At 70.6% G+C, this 20,005-nt stretch carries 17 protein-coding genes; 14 read left to right on the top strand and 3 right to left on the bottom strand.

Annotated elements, in window-relative coordinates; genetic code table 11:
* Positions 1–108: 108 nt before the first annotated feature.
* The 4 genes from IE262_RS32710 to IE262_RS32695 all read left to right on the top strand — a co-directional run bounded on the left by IE262_RS32710 (position 109) and on the right by IE262_RS32695 (position 4,481).
* Entirely contained in the window at positions 109–348 is a 240-nt protein-coding gene (locus IE262_RS32710) for a hypothetical protein (RefSeq protein WP_229877702.1), read from the top strand.
* Entirely contained in the window at positions 345–680 is a 336-nt protein-coding gene (locus tag IE262_RS32705) for a Rieske (2Fe-2S) protein (RefSeq protein ID WP_134034451.1), read from the top strand. Before IE262_RS32710 ends, IE262_RS32705 begins: the two co-directional genes overlap by 4 nt.
* A gap of 437 nt (positions 681–1,117) precedes the next feature.
* On the top strand, positions 1,118–3,715 hold the full coding sequence (gene clpB / locus IE262_RS32700; protein ID WP_134034454.1) for an ATP-dependent chaperone ClpB: 2,598 nt from the start codon (positions 1,118–1,120) through the stop codon (positions 3,713–3,715).
* Between the two features lie 235 nt (positions 3,716–3,950).
* Positions 3,951–4,481 carry a YbjN domain-containing protein gene (locus IE262_RS32695; RefSeq protein WP_134034457.1) on the top strand — a complete coding sequence of 177 codons (531 nt, stop codon included), beginning with the start codon at positions 3,951–3,953 and terminating at the stop codon, positions 4,479–4,481.
* A 48-nt stretch (positions 4,482–4,529) separates the two neighbouring features.
* Here the strand turns inward: IE262_RS32695 and IE262_RS32690 are convergent, their stop codons facing one another.
* Positions 4,530–5,741 carry a putative hexosyltransferase gene (locus IE262_RS32690; RefSeq protein WP_189878812.1) on the bottom strand — a complete coding sequence of 404 codons (1,212 nt, stop codon included), beginning with the start codon at positions 5,739–5,741 and terminating at the stop codon, positions 4,530–4,532.
* A 158-nt stretch (positions 5,742–5,899) separates the two neighbouring features.
* Complete coding sequence (locus IE262_RS32685) at positions 5,900–6,253, bottom strand: VOC family protein (RefSeq protein WP_134034463.1); 354 nt, start codon at positions 6,251–6,253, stop codon at positions 5,900–5,902.
* Positions 6,254–6,489: 236 nt separating this feature from the next.
* Here IE262_RS32685 and IE262_RS32680 point away from each other — a divergent pair, with 236 nt between their 5' ends.
* Positions 6,490–7,074: a DUF1062 domain-containing protein gene (locus tag IE262_RS32680; RefSeq protein ID WP_189878810.1), complete on the top strand. Its 585-nt coding sequence runs from the start codon at positions 6,490–6,492 to the stop codon at positions 7,072–7,074.
* An 82-nt stretch (positions 7,075–7,156) separates the two neighbouring features.
* On the opposite strand, the gene IE262_RS32675 is transcribed toward IE262_RS32680, so the two are convergent.
* A complete protein-coding gene (locus IE262_RS32675) occupies positions 7,157–8,350 on the bottom strand; it encodes a pyridoxal phosphate-dependent aminotransferase (RefSeq protein WP_189878808.1) in 1,194 nt (397 codons plus the stop codon).
* Between the two features lie 290 nt (positions 8,351–8,640).
* Between IE262_RS32675 and IE262_RS32670 the strand changes: the two genes are divergently transcribed.
* The 9 genes from IE262_RS32670 to IE262_RS32630 all read left to right on the top strand — a co-directional run bounded on the left by IE262_RS32670 (position 8,641) and on the right by IE262_RS32630 (position 19,794).
* Positions 8,641–9,054, top strand: coding sequence for a hypothetical protein (locus tag IE262_RS32670; RefSeq protein ID WP_229877700.1), 414 nt, complete (start codon positions 8,641–8,643; stop codon positions 9,052–9,054).
* Positions 9,051–11,111 carry a hypothetical protein gene (locus tag IE262_RS32665; protein WP_189878806.1) on the top strand — a complete coding sequence of 687 codons (2,061 nt, stop codon included), beginning with the start codon at positions 9,051–9,053 and terminating at the stop codon, positions 11,109–11,111. The genes IE262_RS32670 and IE262_RS32665 overlap by 4 nt, the downstream gene beginning before the upstream one ends.
* Before the next feature lie 1,076 nt (positions 11,112–12,187).
* Positions 12,188–12,748 (top strand): DUF2617 family protein, encoded by a 561-nt coding sequence (locus IE262_RS32660; RefSeq protein WP_134034478.1) that lies wholly within the window; start codon positions 12,188–12,190, stop codon positions 12,746–12,748.
* 157 nt (positions 12,749–12,905) lie between these two features.
* Positions 12,906–14,552 carry a polyamine aminopropyltransferase gene (locus IE262_RS32655; RefSeq protein WP_189878804.1) on the top strand — a complete coding sequence of 549 codons (1,647 nt, stop codon included), beginning with the start codon at positions 12,906–12,908 and terminating at the stop codon, positions 14,550–14,552.
* 90 nt (positions 14,553–14,642) lie between these two features.
* Positions 14,643–15,461, top strand: coding sequence for an SRPBCC family protein (locus tag IE262_RS32650; RefSeq protein ID WP_189878802.1), 819 nt, complete (start codon positions 14,643–14,645; stop codon positions 15,459–15,461).
* A gap of 102 nt (positions 15,462–15,563) precedes the next feature.
* Positions 15,564–16,358, top strand: a complete 795-nt coding sequence (locus IE262_RS32645; RefSeq protein WP_134034488.1) for an aldose epimerase family protein — start codon at positions 15,564–15,566, stop codon at positions 16,356–16,358.
* 22 nt (positions 16,359–16,380) lie between these two features.
* Positions 16,381–16,953 (top strand): orotate phosphoribosyltransferase, encoded by a 573-nt coding sequence (pyrE, locus tag IE262_RS32640; RefSeq protein ID WP_134034491.1) that lies wholly within the window; start codon positions 16,381–16,383, stop codon positions 16,951–16,953.
* A 204-nt stretch (positions 16,954–17,157) separates the two neighbouring features.
* Positions 17,158–18,180, top strand: a complete 1,023-nt coding sequence (gene fbaA / locus IE262_RS32635; RefSeq protein WP_189878800.1) for a class II fructose-bisphosphate aldolase — start codon at positions 17,158–17,160, stop codon at positions 18,178–18,180.
* 108 nt (positions 18,181–18,288) lie between these two features.
* On the top strand, positions 18,289–19,794 hold the full coding sequence (locus IE262_RS32630; protein WP_189878798.1) for an MFS transporter: 1,506 nt from the start codon (positions 18,289–18,291) through the stop codon (positions 19,792–19,794).
* The last annotated feature ends 211 nt before the right edge of the window (positions 19,795–20,005 follow it).

Here is a 20,005-nt window from a genome sequence, read left to right as displayed (position 1 = left end):
CTCCTGTGGCATTGACGTGCCTGAATGAGCCATCGTCTTGTGGCACGGGGGAGAAGATTCCATCAAGTGAGGACGAAGCCGACGATGCGCGTGAGAATGCTTGGCTCAGTGCTTGCCGCAGTCTTCTCCATCGCTGCGACCTTCGGCACCCTGGAGGGCTCCGGTCTTGTCGTGGGGGGTGCTGAAAGGGCAACCCAGTCGGACGGTGACGACAGCGGCTGGACCAGCATTGAGGCCGACAGCGGCTGGACCGGCCCTCCCGCGGACAGCGGCTGGACGGTGATTCAGGCCGAGGGCGCCGAGGACAGCGGATGGACCATCGGAGCGCCGAAGGACGCGGACGCATGAGCATCCCTCCCGACGACCGCTCCTTCCGCCGGGAGATGGCCACCGCCTACCGTTCCGGCTGGCATTTCATCGACCTGGCCACCGCCATCCCCCACAGCGGTGACTCGTTGATGGTGACCGTGTTCGGTGAGCCGGTCGTGGTCACCCGCGATGAGGACGAGGACGTGCGGGCGTACCGGTGTCTGCGGCGACCGCGAGGTGCGCCGCAGCCCGTACGGTGTGCCATCCGGTACGGAATGATCTTCGTGAACCTCGACCAGCGTGACCACCAGCTGGCCGAAGCGGAGGCTCCGGCCTCCGCGAGCATCCAAGCCACCCCCCGCAGTGCCTGACGCGATTCCCCCGTCGTTGTAAATCGCTCAGGCGCTTCCCCCCGGCAGCGGCGTCACCGTGACCTGAACACGGTGACGCCGCTGCAGGTTTACGGTGAAATCTCCGGGTATCCGCCGATGCCGACGGTGGCTGGAATTGTGCGCTCCGTCGGGTGGCCCCCGCGTCCTCGAAACGCGATCACCCCGAGTCAGTCGCGCCCCGGGATCGTATGTAACCGTATGTAACGCCAACGGCAGCATGGGCGTGCTCTCGTCCGTGCTGCCGTTCCGTGCTGTCGTCCGGGCGGGCCGTCATCAGGGTGAACCCAGTGCTCCGAAGCCTCCCGCACATCGCCTTGAGTGGAATAGACTCAACTTTGTGTACGTTGCTCAAGTCAGTGTGGAGGACGGCTGACACCGGGCCGACGGCTGACTGACGCGAGGAGGAGACAGCGAACGTGGACGCCGAGCTGACCAACAGGAGCCGGGACGCGATCAACACGGCCAGTAACCGGGCCGTGTCCGAGGGGCACCCGGACCTCACCCCCGCCCACCTGCTCCTCGCTCTGCTCCAGGGGCAGGACAACGAGAACATCATCGACCTGCTGGCCGTCGTCGACGCCGACCAGGCCTCCGTGCGGGCCGGCGCGGAGAAGGTCCTCGCCGGACTGCCCAGCGTGACCGGGTCCAGCGTCTCGCCGCCCCAGCCGAACCGCGAGTTCCTCGCCGTGGTCGCCGACGCGCAGGAGCGGGCCAGGGAACTCGGTGACGAGTACCTGTCGACCGAACACCTGCTCATCGGGATCGCGGCCAAGGGCGGCCAGGCCGGCGACGTGCTCGTGCGGCAGGGAGCGGACGCCAGGAAGTTGCAGGACGCCTTCCAGAAGACGAGGGGAGGACGCCGGGTGACCACCCCTGACCCCGAGGGCCAGTACAAGGCCCTGGAGAAGTTCGGGACCGACCTCACCTCCGCCGCCCGGGACGGGAAGCTCGATCCCGTCATCGGGCGCGACCAGGAGATCCGGCGGGTCGTGCAGGTGCTCAGCCGGAGGACGAAGAACAACCCCGTGCTGATCGGTGAGCCCGGCGTCGGCAAGACCGCCGTCGTCGAAGGGCTCGCGCAGCGCATCGTGAAGGGCGACGTGCCCGAGTCCCTCAGGAACAAGCGGCTCGTCGCGCTCGACCTGGGCGCGATGGTCGCCGGTGCCAAGTACCGGGGCGAGTTCGAGGAGCGGCTGAAGACCGTCCTCGCCGAGATCAAGGACTCCAACGGGCAGATCATCACCTTCATCGACGAGCTGCACACCGTCGTGGGGGCCGGTGCCGGCGGCGACTCCGCGATGGACGCCGGCAACATGCTCAAGCCCATGCTCGCCCGCGGTGAGCTGCGCATGGTGGGGGCCACGACCCTCGACGAGTACCGCGAGCGGATCGAGAAGGACCCGGCGCTGGAGCGGCGGTTCCAGCAGGTGCTGGTCGCCGAGCCCACCGTCGAGGACACCATCGCCATCCTGCGCGGGCTCAAGGGACGGTACGAGGCCCACCACAAGGTACAGATCGCGGACAGCGCGCTGGTCGCCGCCGCCACCCTCTCCGACCGGTACATCACCTCCCGGTTCCTGCCCGACAAGGCCATCGACCTCGTCGACGAGTCGGCCTCCCGGCTCCGTATGGAGATCGACTCGTCACCGGTCGAGATCGATGAACTCCAGCGCGCCGTCGACCGGCTGGAGATGGAGAAGCTCGCCCTCGAAAAGGAGACCGACGCGGCCTCCCGCGAGCGGCTGGAGAAGCTGCGCCGCGATCTCGCCGACAAGGAGGAGGGCCTGCGGGGGCTCACCGCGCGCTGGGAGAAGGAGAAGCAGTCCCTCAACCGTGTCGGTGAGCTGAAGGAGAAGCTGGACGAACTGCGCGGGCAGGCGGAGAGGGCCCAGCGTGACGGTGACTTCGACACCGCCTCCAAGCTGCTGTACGGCGAGATCCCGGCCCTGGAGAAGGAGCTGGAGGCCGCCTCCGAGGCCGAGGAGGAGGCCTCCAAGGACACCATGGTGAAGGACGAGGTCGGCTCCGACGACATCGCCGACGTCGTCGCCTCCTGGACCGGCATCCCCGCCGGACGCCTGCTGGAGGGCGAGACGCAGAAACTGCTGCGCATGGAGGACGAGATCGGCAAGCGCCTCATCGGGCAGACCGAGGCCGTACGGGCGGTGAGTGACGCCGTACGACGGTCCCGTGCCGGCATCTCCGACCCCGACCGCCCCACCGGCTCCTTCCTCTTCCTCGGTCCGACCGGTGTCGGCAAGACCGAACTCGCCAAGGCCCTCGCGGACTTCCTCTTCGACGACGAGCGGGCCATGGTCCGCATCGACATGTCGGAGTACAGCGAGAAGCACAGCGTGGCCCGGCTCGTCGGCGCCCCGCCCGGCTACGTCGGTTACGAGGAGGGCGGCCAGCTGACCGAGGCCGTGCGCAGGCGGCCGTACTCCGTCATCCTGCTCGACGAGGTCGAGAAGGCCCACCCTGAGGTCTTCGACATCCTCCTCCAGGTGCTGGACGACGGGCGGCTGACGGACGGTCAGGGACGGACGGTCGACTTCCGCAACACCATCCTGATCCTCACCTCGAACCTGGGCAGCCAGTTCCTCGTGGAGCCGCTCACGTCCGAGGAGGAGAAGAAGGAGCAGGTGCTGGAGGTGGTGCGGTCCTCCTTCAAGCCGGAGTTCCTCAACCGCCTGGACGACCTCGTGGTGTTCTCGGCGCTGCACAAGGCGGAGCTGGAACGCATCGCCCAGCTCCAGATCGAGCGCCTCGCCGGGCGGCTCGCCGAGCGCCGGCTCGCCCTGGAGGTCACGCCCGCGGCCCTGGCCTGGCTCGCGGACGAGGGCAACGACCCGGCGTACGGCGCACGCCCGCTGCGGCGTCTCGTCCAGACCGCCATCGGCGACCGGCTCGCCAAGGAGATCCTCTCGGGCGAGGTCAAGGACGGCGACACGGTCAGGGTCGACGCCTTCGGCTCGGGCCTGATCGTCGGGCCTGCGACGGGGAAGACGCTGTAGCCCGGAGCGAACGTCCTGAGCGACCGTCCGGAGCGAACGTCCGGGGCGCCGGCACACGGCGCCCCGGACGCCAGGGAGCGCCGGAATGCGGCGCCCACGTGGCTGATCCGTCACACAGCGCAGGCACGTCGGGCGAAGAGGTTGCCGGTCGGGGGGCAAGAGAGAGAGGGTGGGTTGTGTACGTCTGGTCTCAGCGTTGGCCGGACGAGCCAGACGACCGCAGGAGTCTTCAAGTATGTCCATCGACCCGTCCTCGATTCCGAACTTCGGGGGCCAGCCCGAGCCGCAGCCCCAAGGACCGGCGGGCCCCGTCGTCCCGGATCAGGACCTCGTGAAGCAGCTCCTCGACCAGATGGAGCTGAAGTACGTCGTCGACGACGAGGGTGACCTCGCGGCGCCGTGGGAGCAGTTCCGTACGTACTTCATGTTCCGCGGCGAGGGCGATCAGCAGGTCTTCTCGGTACGGACGTTCTACGACCGGCCGCACAAGATCAATGAGAAGCCGGCGCTGCTGGAGACGATCGACGACTGGAACCGTCGCACGCTGTGGCCCAAGGTGTACAGCCACACGCACGACGACGGCACGGTCCGTCTCATCGGCGAGGCCCAGCTGCTGATCGGCACCGGCGTCAGCCTGGAGCACTTCGTGTCGTCGACCGTGAGCTGGGTGCGGGCGGCCATCGAGTTCGACAAGTGGCTCGTGGAGCAGCTCGGCCTCGCGGAGGAGGTCGACGGCGCGGAGAAGCCGGACGACGAAGACGAGTAGGAAGACGATCAGGAAGACGAGCAGGACGAACGGTCTGCCGATCAGTCGTCACAAAGGCGTGTGGTTGACCACGACCAGGAACGCGCCGTAAACGAACGAGAGCCCGGCCAGGGCGGTGACCACCACGGTCGCGTGCCAGGGCCGGGCTCTCGCCGTCCGCACCAGCGCCCGCGCCGGCGGCAGCAGCAGCGGGAACGCCGGCAGCAGGAAGCGCGGCTTGCAGGCGAAGTACCCCGAGCCGCCGATCGTGATCAGCAGCAGGACGCCGCAGTACACCACCAGCACCAGGGGCGCGCGGTCCACCACCAGCAACGCGAAGAGCACGACCGCCACCGCCACGAGCAGCAACGTCATCGGGAACACGAAGCGCCCGCCGTGGAGCACCAGGTGCCGGGCGAAGCGCAGGGCGCCCACCCCGAAGTCGAAGCGTGAGCCCCACCGCCGCTGCACCGCGAAGTACCCGCCGAGCGGATCGCCCGTGCGCGACCCCACCCACAGCACGTATCCGCACCACCCGAGCGGCGCGAGCGCGGCGCCCGTCCACAGGCTGTGGGAAACGTTTCGCCCGCGCCGCCGCACCACCTCGTACGCCGCCGCCACGAGCACCGCGGCCGCCACCGCGATCCCGTTCGGCCGGGCCAGGCCCGCCAGCGAGGCCAGCACACCCGCCCACACCCACCGCCCGGTGAGCACCGCGTACAGCGACCAGGCGGCGCAGGCGGTGAGCACGGGCTCGGTGTACGCCAGGGACAGCAGGACGGAGTGCGGCAGCAGCCCCCACAGCACGACCAGCGCGGTGGCGACCGCACGGCCGTACAGCCGGTGTCCGATCGCGTACAGCCCGCAGGCCGCGGCCCCGGCGGCCGTCCAGGACACGAGCAGCCCGGCCGCGCCGCCGCTCAGCGGGGTGATCTCGGTGACGACCCGTACGAACCCCGGGTAGAGCGGGAAGAACGCGTAGTCGCTGGCGACCTTGGGCGCGAAGTACTCGATCCGTCCGTAACCGTGCGCCGCGATCCCCAGGTACCAGTCCGAGTCCCAGGACCGTCCGAGCACCCGCAGCGGGTTCTTGCCGTAGGCCCAGGCGGTCGCGGTGAGGACGGCGACACCGGCGAGCCGGGCGGCGAGGAAGAGCCCGAGGGCGAGGACGGCCGGATGCGGTCGCGCCGCGGAGCGGACGTGATCCTTGGGGTGCCGATCCTGAGGGTGCTGTCGGCCGCCCTCCTGGGCGGGGGCCGGCAGGGTGCTGACGTGGGTCACATCGGAACCATGCGTCCCTTAAATCCGATTTGCCAGCTTTACACGCCAGTGGGTCTCGGATTCCACCACCAGAGGTCCCCCCGTCCGGCCAAAGGGCCTCGCCGATGTCCCTTGGTGTGCTCAGTGGGTGTGCTCAGCCGGTGTGCTCAGCTACTGAGCTACTGACGCCGTTGGCCAAGAACACAGAACTCGTTGCCTTCGGGGTCGGCCAGCACGACCCACGACTGATCGCCCTGGCCGATGTCCACACGCTGGGCGCCATGAGCCACCAGACGAGCCACCTCGGCGTCCTGGTCATCGGGCCTGAAGTCGAGATGCAGTCGGCTCTTGGCCTTCTTGCTCTCATCGAGCCGGACGAAGTCCAGCCCCGGCAGGCGATCCGGCTCCGGGCGGATCTCGAACTCGTCGTCAGAGGAGTGCACGACGACCCACCCGAGAGCCTCGGCCCACCACTGCCCCAAGGCCACCGGATCTTCCGAGTGAACGATTACCTGTTCCCATTCCAAGGTCATCGGGCGAGCTTAGACCCCGGAGCGCGGTGAGGCTCCGGAAAACCAGGTGAGGCTCCGGAAAACCAGTGGAGCAGCGCCGCTGTGCGCCCTTACCGTGCTGCCGAACCACGTCGTCCAGTGAAGGGCCTGCCGTTGTACACCGTGTGAGACCTCCCGAGCGCTGATCTGTCGCGCGTCGCGCATGTGCGCCGCGCTGCTTTTTGCTGCGGACTTCTCACTGAAACCGGTGTACTTCTGTGCTCGACACCTGGGTGGTCATGCCCACCTGCCTGCCGCTCGTTCTCCGCCGTTGCCATACGTGCGCGTCCGAGCGCTTCCGGCCGAACGGAAAATTTCGCGTCAACGCCCACCACAAGCTCATCGACGCCTGGCTCCTCGTGCTCTGTACCGCCTGCGGGGAAACCGCGAAGCTCACGGTCCTGGAGCGGACGAACGTGCGCTCCGTACGACCTGAACTGCTGGACCGGCTGCATGACAACGACGCCGGCCTGGCAGCCGATCTGCTCCAGGACCCGGTCGTGCGGCGCCGTAACCGCATCGCCCTCGACTGGGACAACGCCTGGCGCCTCGACACCGGCGGATCGGATCACCTGGACGCCGAGGCGACCGGGGCGACCGAGGCGACCGAGGCAACCGAGGCGATCGACGTCTCGGTCCGCTTCGCCGCGCGGATTCCTGTCCGGCCGGTACGGCTGATCGCTGAAGGATGCGGTCTTTCACGGGCCGAGGTCGAGGGACTGATCACGGACGGGAAACTCGTTTCCGCGGTCCGGCTGAGCGGCAAGCTCTCCGGCGACTTCACCTTCACGCTCAAGCGCTGAGCCCGCCTCGGCACCAGGGCCTGTCCGGCACGATCCGCCGGACAGGCCCTGGTGCGCAGAAGACCCCAGACTCCACCCCGCGTCAGTCTTTCCGCAGCGTAAGCAGCCTCTCAATGGCTTCTTGCAGGAGTTCCCCGCGCTTGCAGAAGGCGAACCGTACAAAGGGCGCACCCGCCTCGCGGTGGTCGTAGAAGACGGCGTTCGGGATGGCGACCACGCCCGCGCGCTCCGGCAGCGCCCGGCAGAAGGCGAAGCCGTCGCTCTCACCGAGGGGCCGGATGTCGGTGGTGATGAAGTAGGTGCCCGCCGTCCGGAACACCCCGAACCCGGCCTCCGTGAGCCCGGCCGCCAGCAGGTCCCGCTTGGCCAGCATGTCCGCGCGGAACGCCGCGAAGTACGCGTCCGGCAGCGCGAGCGCCTCCGCGACGGCGTACTGGAACGGCCCCGACGAGACGTACGTGAGGAACTGCTTCGCCGAGCGGACGGCGGACACCAGCTCGGGTGTGGACGTCACCCAGCCCACCTTCCAGCCGGTGAACGAGAACGACTTCCCCGCGCTGCCGATGGTGACCGTGCGCTCCCGCATCCCCGGGAAGGTCGCCAGCGGCAGGTGCTCGGCGTCGTCGAAGACCAGGTGTTCGTACACCTCGTCCGTCACGACCAGCAGATCGCGCTCGACGGCCAGTTCGGCGATCGCCGTCAGCTCCTGGCGGGTGAGGACGGTGCCGGTGGGGTTGTGCGGGGTGTTGATCAGCAGCAGCCGGGTGCGGTCGGTGACGGCGTCCCGCAGTTCGTCGAGGTCCAGCCGGAACGAGCCGTCGCCCGGCCGCAGGGTGACCGGCACCCGCCTGCCGCCCGCCATCGCGATGCAGGCCGCGTACGAGTCGTAGTACGGCTCCAGCGCGACGACCTCGTCGCCGGGCTCCAGCAGGCCCAGCAGGGCCGCGGCGATGGCCTCGGTCGCGCCCGCCGTGACGAGTACCTCCGTGTCCGGGTCGTACGTGAGCCCGTACCGCCGCCGCTGGTGCGCGGCGATCGCGGTGCGCAGCTCGGGGACCCCGGGGCCCGGCGGGTACTGGTTGCCGCGCCCGTCCCGCAGCGCCCGCACCGCCGCTTCCCGGACCTCGTCGGGGCCGTCGGTGTCGGGGAAGCCCTGACCCAGATTGATCGACCCGGTGCGGACGGCCAGCGCCGACATCTCGGCGAAGATCGTCGTCCCGAACTCGGCGAGTCGGCGGTTGAGCGGGGGACGGGCGCTGCGGGAACTGGAGGTCATGGGCGTCATCCTGCGCCGAAGCTCTGGAGTTCCTCAACTTCCTTCGGTGACGAGCACCTGCGGCGGCATCCAGGTCATGGCCGCTGAGCAGCGGGGGAACGTTCGTTGGTTGTCGTTGCTCGTCGCCGCGGCGGCGGGTCGTCGGCAGTGGCTTCGCTGTGGTTGGGCGTTTCGGCTGGCACGGTGACGCGCCAGGGGCTGTACTGGTGAACACATGGATTCCAAGGGCCACTTCACTCAGTGCCCGCGCCATCAGAACTCAGTGAACGCGTCATCAGACGGGGGTGTACGTGTCGAACATCGAAGCCATGCTCGGTCAGATCGTTCCGGCCGCGGGAGCGGCGGTGGCCGTGTACGGCGCTGCTGTGCTGCGACGGGTCGAGGACGAGGCGGCAGGAGCCACCGTGCTCCTCGGCCGGCGGTTGCTCGCCCGTATTCGGGGCGGCGCCGCCGATCCGACCGCGATCGACGGGGCCGTGACGGACCTCGCCGCCGATCCCGACGATCCGGACGCGCTGGCCGCGTTGCGCCTGCAGATCAGACGAGCCCTCGCGGCCGACCCCGCGCTCGTCGCCGAGATCGCTGCACTGCTCCCCGCGCCCGGACCGGCTCGGAGCAGCGGAGCCGGAAGTGTGGCGGTGAGCGGGAACGTCTCAGGAATCGTCTCGACCGGAGACGGTGCGATGAACATCCAGCGCCCGTGACGGGCGGCGGCAAGGTGCCGGAGAAGCCGGCGGTCCCCCCGTACCCGACGCACGAACCCAGCGCCGCCGGGCCGACGGCCAGGAGTGATGCCCCGAAGGCCGCCGGTGGCCGCGCCAAGGCCGACCGTGCCCACACAGCAGTCGTCGTGCACGGCGACGTGAAAGGCATCGTCACCACCGGCTCCCACACCATCAACGTCATCTACGACGGGAACGCCCTCGTCGAGATCACCAGCCTCCGCGACCTCACCCCGCAGCAGCCGCCACCGCTGCCGGCCGCGGGCCGGAACAAGCTGTTCGGCAGGGACGCACTGGTGAACGACGTGGTCGCGCAGCTCATCGGCGGCTCCAGCGCGCAGCTGCACGGGAAGCCGGGGGTCGGGAAGAAGGCCGTGGCCGCGGCGGTGCACCGGGAGCTGGCCGCTCAGGGACGTAGGGGCCACGTCCTGTACCCGCGCACCGGGGTGGACGAGGAGGAGTCGCTCCAGGCGCTGTACGGGCGGCTTGCCGGGGCGTTCTTCGGTACGCACTTTCTGCGGGCCGTCGACGAGACGCAGCTGCGTGCGGCCGTGGCCGCCGCGGACTTCTCCGGTACCCACGTCACCGTCGTCGACTGCGCCTTGCCGCAGAGCGATCTGACGCGGCTCCTTGAGACCTTCCCCGGCTGCACGTTCCTGTTCACGTCTCCCTACGCGACGCTGCCTGACACCGACGCGGCCCATCTCGTCCGGCCCTTGTCGCGTACCGCCGCCATCGAACTGCTCAGCGCCGAAGTGGGGCTCCCGCTCGGCCCGACGGGGCTGCTGGAGCTCCAGTTCGACCACGTGTGGGACGAGTCGGGCGGCTCGCCTCAACGGATCTGCCAGTACGCCCAGTTCATCAAGGCTTCCGAGCAGTGGGAGCGGCGCGCCCGCGGGGCCGACGAACCGCGGGACGATCCGGCTCCCGTCGACCCGGCGCTGCTGAGTCCACGACGCCAGGCGGAAGCGCTGGCCGTCGCCCTGAGCGAGCCTGCGCGTCGTGTACTGATCGCACTGGCGACGTTCGGCACGGCGCTCCCTGCTGCCTGGATCGCTCCGGTCACCGGCGATCCACAGGACGGCACCGCCGCTTCGGAGCTGCACGACCGGCGCCTGGTCAAGCACTTCGACGGGACGTACTGGATCACCGAGGACGCCGCCGCGGCCGTCCACAGTCAGGAGTGGGCTCCGGCCGCGGCGACCACCGCGGCGGAGGGCCTGCTTGCGGCGCTCGCGCAGCAGGACGGACCGTCAGGCCCTGAGCCGGACACGTACCTCTTCCTGGCCGTCGCCCGCGCCCTGGTCCGCGAGGAGCAGTGGGCGCTCGCCTCACGGTTCGTGCGGGTCGCCGGACCCCGGGCCCTGACCGAGGGGCGCGGTCAACTGGCGCTCCAGCTCTATGTGTTGGGGCGGATGGCGGCCGCGCGGGGCGGCCTGACCAAGGACGTCAAGTTCTACGACATGGCCGAGAAGCTGATCCGCGACCTCCTCGACGGCGACAAGGCGGGCACCACCGCGGCCGCCGCGGTGCTGCTCGCCCCGGCGCTCGGGGCGGCCGCGGTCGAGAGCGGCAAGGCACTCGGTTTCTTCGGGAAGATCGTCGCCACCGTCTCCACCAAGACGGGTGCCTCCGTGGCCGCCGGTGTTGTGGTGGTGGCGGCGACCACGGCAGTCGTGGTGGCGAATGCGAACGACATGCCTGCGGGCTGCGAACCGGCGTACGCGGCGCTGGAGGCGTACGACACCGGCGGCAAGACGCGTACGTACGACGAACTGGCGGAAGAGACCCGGGCGTTGACCTCGGGGCTCAGGGCCGCTGCTACGGAGGCGTCCGAGGCGGACATTCGATCCAGACTCAACCGGCACGCGGACGACCTCGACGCCAAGACTGCGGCCGATGTGCGCGAGAACGACGAACGGATGAACGTGAAGTACCCCCCTCACCCTGACGTCATCGCGGCCCTGGCGGCCTCCGACGGGCTCCAGAACAACATCTCGACCCTGCAGGCGATCAGCGCGGTCTGCCCCAGCAAATGACCCAATGAGCGGCGTCCGGCCCCCGCACCTGGGCGCCGCTCGGGGAGCGCAGACGGGAGTCCGACGACAGGGGTCTAGGCAGCCCTGGGGCCGTAAGCGCAGCTCAGGGGCCTTTCTCGCAAGTGGAGCCTCAGAAGTTCCTCAACTCTGCTTTGGCCCGTGGAGTGGCCGGGAATCGGACCGTCACACAAGAAGCGCAGACAGAAGCGCAGACAGAAGCGGAGACCGGTCCGAGCCCACGGGGGGCAAAGGGGGGCCGCTTCGGGGGAATGAAAGGAGGGTGGCGCCATGGTTCTCGTGACCTTCATCGGCATCATCCTGGCGGTCTTCTGCATCGTGATGGCGGTCGCGGCGAAGCGGCGGAGCCGCACCCGGCGGTCGGGCTCGTCCCAGAGCTGGTGGGCGGGCGGCACCGGTTCGAGCTCGTCGAACAGTGCTGGTTCGTCCTGTGGGAGCCGCTCCTCCTGCGGGAGCTCCTCCTCTTGTGGGAGCAGCTCGTCCTGCGGTGGCGGGTCCTCCTGCGGAGGCGGTGGGGGCGGAGGCGGGTGCGGCGGAGGCAGCTGACAGGGGTCAGCCGAGCTCCGCGCGCCCCTGAGGCGAACAACGAGCAGGCGCGCACGCGTCCGGACCCAGAAACGAGCGCCCGCCGGGAGACGACACCCCCGGCGGGCGCTCGCCGTTGTGCGTGGCTGTGCGGACATGCCGGCGTCCGATGGCGCTCACCGCCCACACGGGAGCGCGCGTGGCATTCGGTACGCGCCGGGCGTACGCCGGGTTGAACAGTTGAGCTGTGCAGCCCTCGGTGGGGTGGAAACCCTACAAAATTGGGTAAAGACGCGGTGGTAGCGGCACAGTTCATGATTCCCTATAAATCACCAACGCAGCCCCCGGACGTCCTCACCCGACAGGCCTGACCGGGCTGATCGGATTGAATCGGACACACGACTTGGGCGTCCTCACCTGATCTGACTGATCCGATCCGGCTGACCGGGCCCGTCTCCCGGTGCCGGCCGGGGCGCGCCGGAACCCCCCACTCCGTTCCCCACTCCTTCTTTGCGTGCTTGCGGAGCTGACCCATGCTCACGACCCTGAACACCTCCTACACCGACACACGTGCAGCCGACCTGGCCTGGGCCCTGGGGCGTGAGCCGCTACCCGCGCTCGCCACCCTCGATCTGGAACTCGCAGGGGCCAAGCTCCAGTTGAGACTCCTCGGCGCATCCCACCAGGTGCTCCTGGAAGAGGAGCGGGGCGGCTGTTCGGAGACGGTCGCGTGCATCGCGGGCTCCAGCGCGCCCCTCCCCCTCGGCGTGACCCAGCGGGTCGGCGACTGGGAGTACGAGTTCGCGGCCCGCGTGGAGGTCCTCTCGCCCGGCTCCTTCGCCGGACGCGCCCAGGAGTTGCTGGCCCTCGTCTCCGACCACCCCCACGGTCTCGCGGGCGTCTTCCCCGGCAGCCCGCACGCGTTCACCGCGCTGCTCGCCCAGCGGCACGAGGGACAGGTCCACTGGCGTACCTGGCACGCCTACCCGCAGGACGGCCAACTGGTGGCGACGCGGACGAGGGTGGGCGTACGGGTGCAGGCGGCAGCACCTCCTCGGCCCAGCCAGGCAACCAGCAGCCCGTCCGGCGCGTGAGGACGAGGCCATTCCGGCCGGCAAGCGGTGGTCTGGGGGCGGCAGCCCCCAGCCACCGCCACACAGCGCCACGCAAACCCGATCACCCTCACCAGGCGCTACTTCCACACGTGTGGGTGACAAAGCGCGCCGCAGGCGTGACGTAGCGTTCCCTAGCGTGATCGAACCGCACGCCCCCGCACCCCCCGGCGCACCACCGTCCAGGAGCGGCAACAGCGGTCAGGCACGGCTGCCGGTCCGCACGGGCACGGGCCGGTTCCTGGTCCTGGCGTGCGTGTTCGTCTGCGCGGCCTGCGGACTCGTGTACGAACTCGAACTCGTCGCGCTCGCCTCGTACTTGACCGGGGACTCGGTCACCCAGGCCTCCGTCGTCGTCTCCGTGATGGTGTTCGCGATGGGCATCGGCTCCCTCGCCGCGAAACGGCTCCGCCGGCTCGCCGCGGCCGGCTTCGGCGCCATCGAGGCGGCCCTCGCCCTGACCGGCGGGTGCAGCGCCATGGCGGTGTACGCGGTGTTCGCCTGGACCGGTGACTGGGGTGGACTGTGGGCCGACGGCCCACGCCACCTCCTCGTCGCCTTCTCCCTCGCCATCGGCCTGCTCATCGGCGCCGAAGTCCCCCTGCTCATGGAGCTGATCCAGCGCATCCGCCGCCAGGACGCGGGCGGCGCGGTCGCGGACCTCTTCGCCGCCGACTACGTGGGCGCCCTGGTCGGCGGCCTGGCGTTCCCCTTCCTGCTGCTGCCCTGGCTGGGCCAGCTGTCCAGCGCGGTGCTCACCGGCGCGGTGAACGCGGTGGCCGGCGGCGCCCTCGTCCTCGGCCTGTTCCGCGGCGACCTGAGCCGCCGCGGCCGCTGGCTCCTGCTCCTCGCGAACGCCGTCGTCCTCGGACTCCTCGCCACCGCCGCCGTACTGGTCCACGACTTCGAACGGGCCGCGCGGCAGGCGCTGTACGGCGAGGACGTACGGGTCGCGCTGCACACCGGCGTGCAGGAGGTGGTCCTCACCGGCGGCGCCCAGGGCCGCCCCCTCGGCCTCTTCCTCGACGGCCGCCTGCGGTTCAGCGGCCGCGACGAGCGCCGCTACCACGAGGCCCTCGTCCACCCCGCGATGAACGGCCCCCAGGCGCGCGTCCTCGTCCTCGGCGGAGGCGAGGGCCTCACCGCACGCGAGGTGCTGCGCCACCCGGGCGTGCGCCGCGTGGACGTCGTCGAACCCGACGCGGGCGTGGTCCGCCTGGCGCGCACCGACCCCGCCCTGTCCGCCCTCAACGACCACGCCTACGACGACCCCCGCGTGCGGGTCCTCACGGCCGACGCCTTCGACTGGCTGCGGAAGGCCCGCCCGGCGGCCTACGACGTCGTGGTCGCCGACCTGCCCGACCCGGGCATCACGGCCAGCACGAAGCTGTACTCGCAGGAGTTCTACGGCCTCGCCCGCAAGGTCCTCGCGGACGGCGGGCGCCTGGTGGTGCACGCGGGGCCGGTGACGTCGCGGCCACGCGTCTTCTGGACGGTCGACGCGACGGTACGGGCGGCCGGGCTGCACACGACGCCGTACTGCGTGGACGGCCGCGCCCCGTCCTTCGCGGCGGGACCGGACCGTACGTCGGGCGCCTCCCGGGGCCCGCGCGACTGGGGCTTCATCCTGGCGTCGGCCCCGGCCCCGGCCACGGCCACGGCTCCCCTCACCCATACGGGGCGCTTCACCGCCGCGGACCTCTTGGCGGCCGAGCGACGGGCCGACGCCACCCGTATCGACGGTCTGCCGCCGTCGACGCTGGTGCACCCGCGGTACGGCGACTGAGGCCCATGCCGACGCCGACGCCGACGCTCGCGGGAGGAAAACGCGTATGTACGGGTGCGACCGGGCGGCCCGTGGGTAGGCTCGGCTGACATGGAGCATGAGGTGTTCGTTCCGGTTCCCGTCGAGCAGCTCAGGGCGGCCCTGTCCGACCCGGAACGGGTGGCCCGGGCGGTGCCCGGTCTCCAGCAGGACGCGGGTACGGCGCCGGTGGCCGGGCGCCTGAAGGTACGCGTCGCCGGCCACACCATCACCTACCGTGGCTCGCTCCGCGTCGCCGGACAGGACGACGGCTCCTACGCGATCGAGGGCGACGCCGCGGAGGCCCGGGGCAGCGGCACGGTGAAGCTGGCCCTCTCGGTACGGCTCGCTCCGGCGGAGGGCGGCACGACGATCGCCTTCGGCGGCACGGCGACGGCCGACGGCCGCATCACGGAACTGGCCGACGAGGCGGTGACCACCGCGGCCACGCGCCTCCTGACCCGCTTCGCGCAGAGACTGGGGGAGTCGGCCCCGGCAGAGCGCGAGCAGGAGCCCGAGCAGGAGCCCGAGCAGAAACCCGAGCAGGAACCTGGGGAGAAACCCGAGCAGGAGCCCAAGGAAGACGCTCCGCCGACCCCAGCCCCCCGCATGGAGGACGCTCTCCCGGCCGAGGAGGACGTCGTGGCCGGGGCCGTGGCCGGGGCCTTCGCCGATGAGGAGCCCCCGGCCGAGGCCGCCCACGCGCGGCGCACGATGATCGGCCGCAGCGCGGAGGAGGTGGACCACGCGCCGCCGCGTGGCCGGTACGCTCCCGTGCCGGCGCCCGAGTCCCTCGTGACCGGCCCCGCGCTCCGCTGGGCCGCGCCGGCCGCCGCGCTCGCTGTCGCCTCGGCCATCGTCGTGGTGCGGGCCCTCCGCAGACGCCGCTGAACTCCTCCTCCCACTCCTCATCCACTCCGCCTCCCACTCCTCCCCCTCGAACGCCGGAGGGGCTGCGTTCCCAGAGTCGGGAGCACCCCGTAGGGTCGTGCCGTGAGTAACGAACACATCACGTTGGCCGCGGGAGACGCGGAGGTTGTCCTGGCGCCGGGCAACGGCGGGCGGGTGAGCGGGCTGCGGGTCGCCGGGACCGAACTGCTCCGGCAGGGCGAACGGTTCGGCTGCTTCCCGATGGTCCCGTGGTGCGGCCGGACGAGGAACGGCCGGTTCCTGAGCGGGGGCGCCGTCCAGCAGATGCCGCTCAACGCCGCACCGCACGCGATCCACGGCACCGCCCGCGACGGCGCCTGGCACACCGCCCGCGTGACCGGGGACGAGGCCGTCATCACGTACGACCTGGTGGAGCCCTGGCCCTACTCCGGCCGCGTCACCCAGGTCTTCAACCTCACCGAGGACGCCCTCACCCTCACCATGTCGGTGGAGACGTACGACTCGTCCTTCCCGGCGCAGATCGGCTGGCACCCCTGGTTCAACCGGAACCTGGGCGGCGGCGGACAGGACGTACGGGTCGACTTCGCGGCCGCCTGGCAGGAGGAGCGCGGCGACGACCACCTCCCCACCGGCAACCGCATCGACCCCAAGCCCGGCCCCTGGGACGACTGCTTCGGCATGCCCGGCGGCGTCGACGTCACCCTCACCTGGCCCGGACAACTCCAGCTGAAGGTCACCAGCCGTGAGGAGTGGGTCGTGGTCTACGACGAACAGCCCGAGGCCGTGTGCGTCGAGCCGCAGACGGGCCCGCCCAACGGTCTGAACACCCTTCCGCGCCTGGTCACCCCCATCGAGCCCCTCGAAGCCGCCACCACCTGGACGTGGCAGCGGCTGTGAGGTGGCTCGTAAGCTGAGCCGCATGAGTGAGGTCGACGAAGTAACGCCGCAGGGCACACGCGGCACGCTGCTGCGGCAGATCAAGGACAAGGCCGTCGTGCACGGCAAGGTGACCCTGTCGTCGGGTCTTGAGGCCGACTACTACGTGGACCTGCGCCGCGTCACCCTGGACGGCGAGGCCGCGCCGCTCGTGGGAGAGGTGCTGCTCGACCTGACCGCAGGTCTCGACTTCGACGCGGTCGGCGGGCTCACCATGGGCGCCGACCCGGTGGCCGCCGCCATGCTGCACGCCGCCGCGGCACGCGGTCGGCGGCTGGACGCCTTCGTCGTGCGCAAGGCGGCCAAGGCCCACGGGCTGCAGAGGCGGGTCGAAGGGCCCGAGATCGCGGGGCGGCGCGTGCTCGTCGTCGAGGACACCTCCACCACCGGCGGCTCCCCGCTCACCGCCGTCGAGGCCGTGCGCGAGGCGGGCGCCGAGGTCGTGGCCGTCGCGACCATCGTCGACCGGGCCACCGGCGCCGCCGAGAAGATCCAGGAGGGCGCCGGGGTTCCGTACCTCTTCGCCTACTCCAAGGACGAGTTGGGCCTGGACTGAAAGGCGTCGCGGACGGCGGGCGCCGAGGGCGGCGGACACATCGGGACGCCTTGGCCGGAGCGTCCGGCCACGTCTGGAAAGATGGGACGAGGACGTCGCATCCCCAAGTTCGCCAGGTTCCCCAGGTCCAGGTCAGGGCCGTAAGCAGCAGAAGAGCCGTACAGCTGGACAAGCAGTACGCGACCCGCACATAGAGGAGCGGACATGCCCATCGCAACTCCCGAGGTCTACAACGAGATGCTCGACCGGGCGAAGGCAGGCAGGTTCGCCTACCCGGCCATCAACGTGACCTCTTCCCAGACCCTGCACGCGGCGCTGCGCGGCTTCGCGGAGGCGGAGAGCGACGGCATCATCCAGATCTCCACGGGTGGTGCGGAGTTCCTCGGCGGCCAGCACAGCAAGGACATGGTCACCGGCGCCGTCGCCCTGGCCGAGTTCGCGCACATCGTCGCCAAGAAGTACGACATCACCGTCGCCCTGCACACGGACCACTGCCCGAAGGACAAGCTCGACGGGTATGTGCGGCCGCTGCTGACGGTGTCGGAGGAGCGGGTCGCCCGCGGCGAGAACCCCCTCTTCCAGTCGCACATGTGGGACGGCTCCGCCGAGACCCTGGCCGACAACCTGGCGATCGGGCAGGAGCTGCTCGCCCGTGCCGCCGCCGCGAAGATCATCCTTGAGGTCGAGATCACTCCGACGGGCGGCGAGGAGGACGGCGTCTCGCACGAGATCAACGACTCCCTCTACACGACCGTCGACGACGCCATCCGTACGGCCGAGGCCCTCGGCCTCGGCGAGAAGGGGCGCTACCTGCTGGCCGCCTCCTTCGGCAACGTCCACGGTGTCTACAAGCCGGGCAACGTCGTCCTGCGTCCCGAGCTGCTGAAGGAGCTGAACGAGGGCGTCGCCGCCCGGTTCGGCAAGGAGTCGCCGTTCGACTTCGTCTTCCACGGCGGCTCCGGCTCCACCGAGCAGGAGATCCAGACCGCGCTGGAGAACGGCGTCGTCAAGATGAACATCGACACGGACACGCAGTACGCCTTCACGCGCCCGGTCGCCGACCACATGTTCAAGAACTACGACGGCGTCCTGAAGGTCGACGGCGAGGTCGGTTCGAAGAAGACGTACGACCCGCGCACCTGGGGCAAGGTCGCCGAGGCGTCGATGGCCCGGCGCGTCGTCGAGGCCTGCCAGAACCTGCGCTCGACGGGCACGAAGATCAAGTAAGCGAAGATCAGGTAAGCAGCGATCAAGTAAGCGGACTGGGTAATTCGGTCCGCTTCGGTCGGGCCCGGCACCTCCTGTGGTGCCGGGCTCTTCCGTATGCTCCGAAGCATGGCAGCGCCGTCGAGCGCGAACAGCGAGAACACGGCTGTCAGGCTCGCCTCCCCGCGGGGGAAGTGGATCCTGCTGACCACGGTGCTCGGCTCCAGCATGGCGTTGCTGGACTCGACCGTGGTCAACGTCGCGCTGCCGTGGATCGGGCGCGACCTGAACGCCGACCTGGCCGCCTTGCAGTGGACGGTCAACGCGTACATGGTGACGCTGGCCGGGCTCATCCTCCTCGGCGGTGCCCTGGGCGACCGGTTCGGGCGGCGGCGGATCTTCGTGCTGGGCGTGGTGTGGTTCGCGGCCGCGTCGCTGCTGTGCGGGATCGCCCCCAGCGCGGGTGTGCTCATCGTCGCCCGCGCCCTCCAGGGCATCGGCGGTGCCCTCCTCACCCCCGGCTCGCTGGCCCTCATCCAGGCCTCCTTCCACCCCGACGACCGGGGGCGGGCCGTGGGCCTGTGGTCCGGCTTCGGCGGGATCGGCGCGGCGATCGGCCCGTTCCTGGGTGGCTGGCTGGTGGACGGGCCGGGCTGGCGCTGGGTGTTCCTGCTGAACGTGCCGCTCGCGGCCCTGTGCGTGCCGGTCGCCGTCCGTCACGTACCGGAGTCCGCGGACCCGCGGGCCCACGGCCGCTTCGACGTCCTCGGCGCCGCTCTCGGCGCCCTGTGCCTGGCCCTGGTGACGTATGCGCTGATCGAGGCCGGGCAGCGGAGCGCGGTGCTCCTGACCGTGATCGCCGTGGCGGGGCTGGCGGCCGGGGTGGGCTTCGTGTACGTCGAGCGCCGGCGCCCGGACCCGATGATGCCGCTGGAGATCTTCTCCTCCCGGCAGTTCACCGCGGTCAACCTGGTCACCCTGTGCGTGTACGCGGCCTTCGGCGGCTTCTTCTTCCTGGCGGCGGTCCAGCTCCAGGTGGTGTCGGGCTACTCGGCCCTCGGCGCCGGTACGGCCCTGCTGCCCGTCACCGTGCTGATGCTCCTGCTGTCGGCGCGCTCGGGCGAGCTGGGCGAACGGATCGGCCCGCGCATCCCGCTCACGGTCGGACCGCTGGTGTGCGCGCTGGGCCTGCTGCTGATGCTGCGGGTGGGGCCGCACGCCTCGTACGTCACGGACGTCCTGCCCGCGCTGCTGGTCCTGGGCCTCGGCATGGTCACCCTGGTCGCTCCCCTCACCGCCACGGTCCTGGCCTCCGTCGACACCGAGCACGCGGGGCTCGCGAGCGGCGTCAACAACGCGGCGGCCCGCGCGGCCAGTCTCCTCGCCGTGGCCGCGTTGCCCCTGCTCACCGGCATGGGCTCGGAGGCCTACCGCTCGGCGGACGCCTTCGGCTCCGCCTTCCGGCGTGCGATGCCGCTGTGCGCGGGTGTCCTCGTGGTGGGCGCGGTCCTCGCCTACGCGACGGTGCGGCGGCCCGTGCCGGAGTGCCGTCAGGCCCAGTGCCACACGCACTGCTGCGTGACGGCTCCGCCGCTGGAGGGCGGCGCGGAGGACGCGGCTCCACCGCGCAAGTGATCGCCCCCGCCGCCCCTACCCGTCCCATCCCTTCCCTGGGGGCTGCCGCTCCCAGACCCCCGTTCGGCCTGAGCGGCCTCGTCCTCAAACGCCGGACGGGCTGGAAATCCAGCCCCGGCCGGGCAAATTCAGCCCCTCCGGCGTTTGAGGAGCGGGGGTCCAGGGGGCGGAGCCCCCTTGGCGGGGTCGAAGGGGCGGAGCCCCTGGGGAT

This window comes from Streptomyces bluensis (assembly GCF_014650715.1).
Taxonomy (GTDB): domain Bacteria; phylum Actinomycetota; class Actinomycetes; order Streptomycetales; family Streptomycetaceae; genus Streptomyces; species Streptomyces bluensis.
Note: the sequence above shows the minus strand (reverse complement) of the source record. Positions and strands in the feature narration are given on the sequence as shown.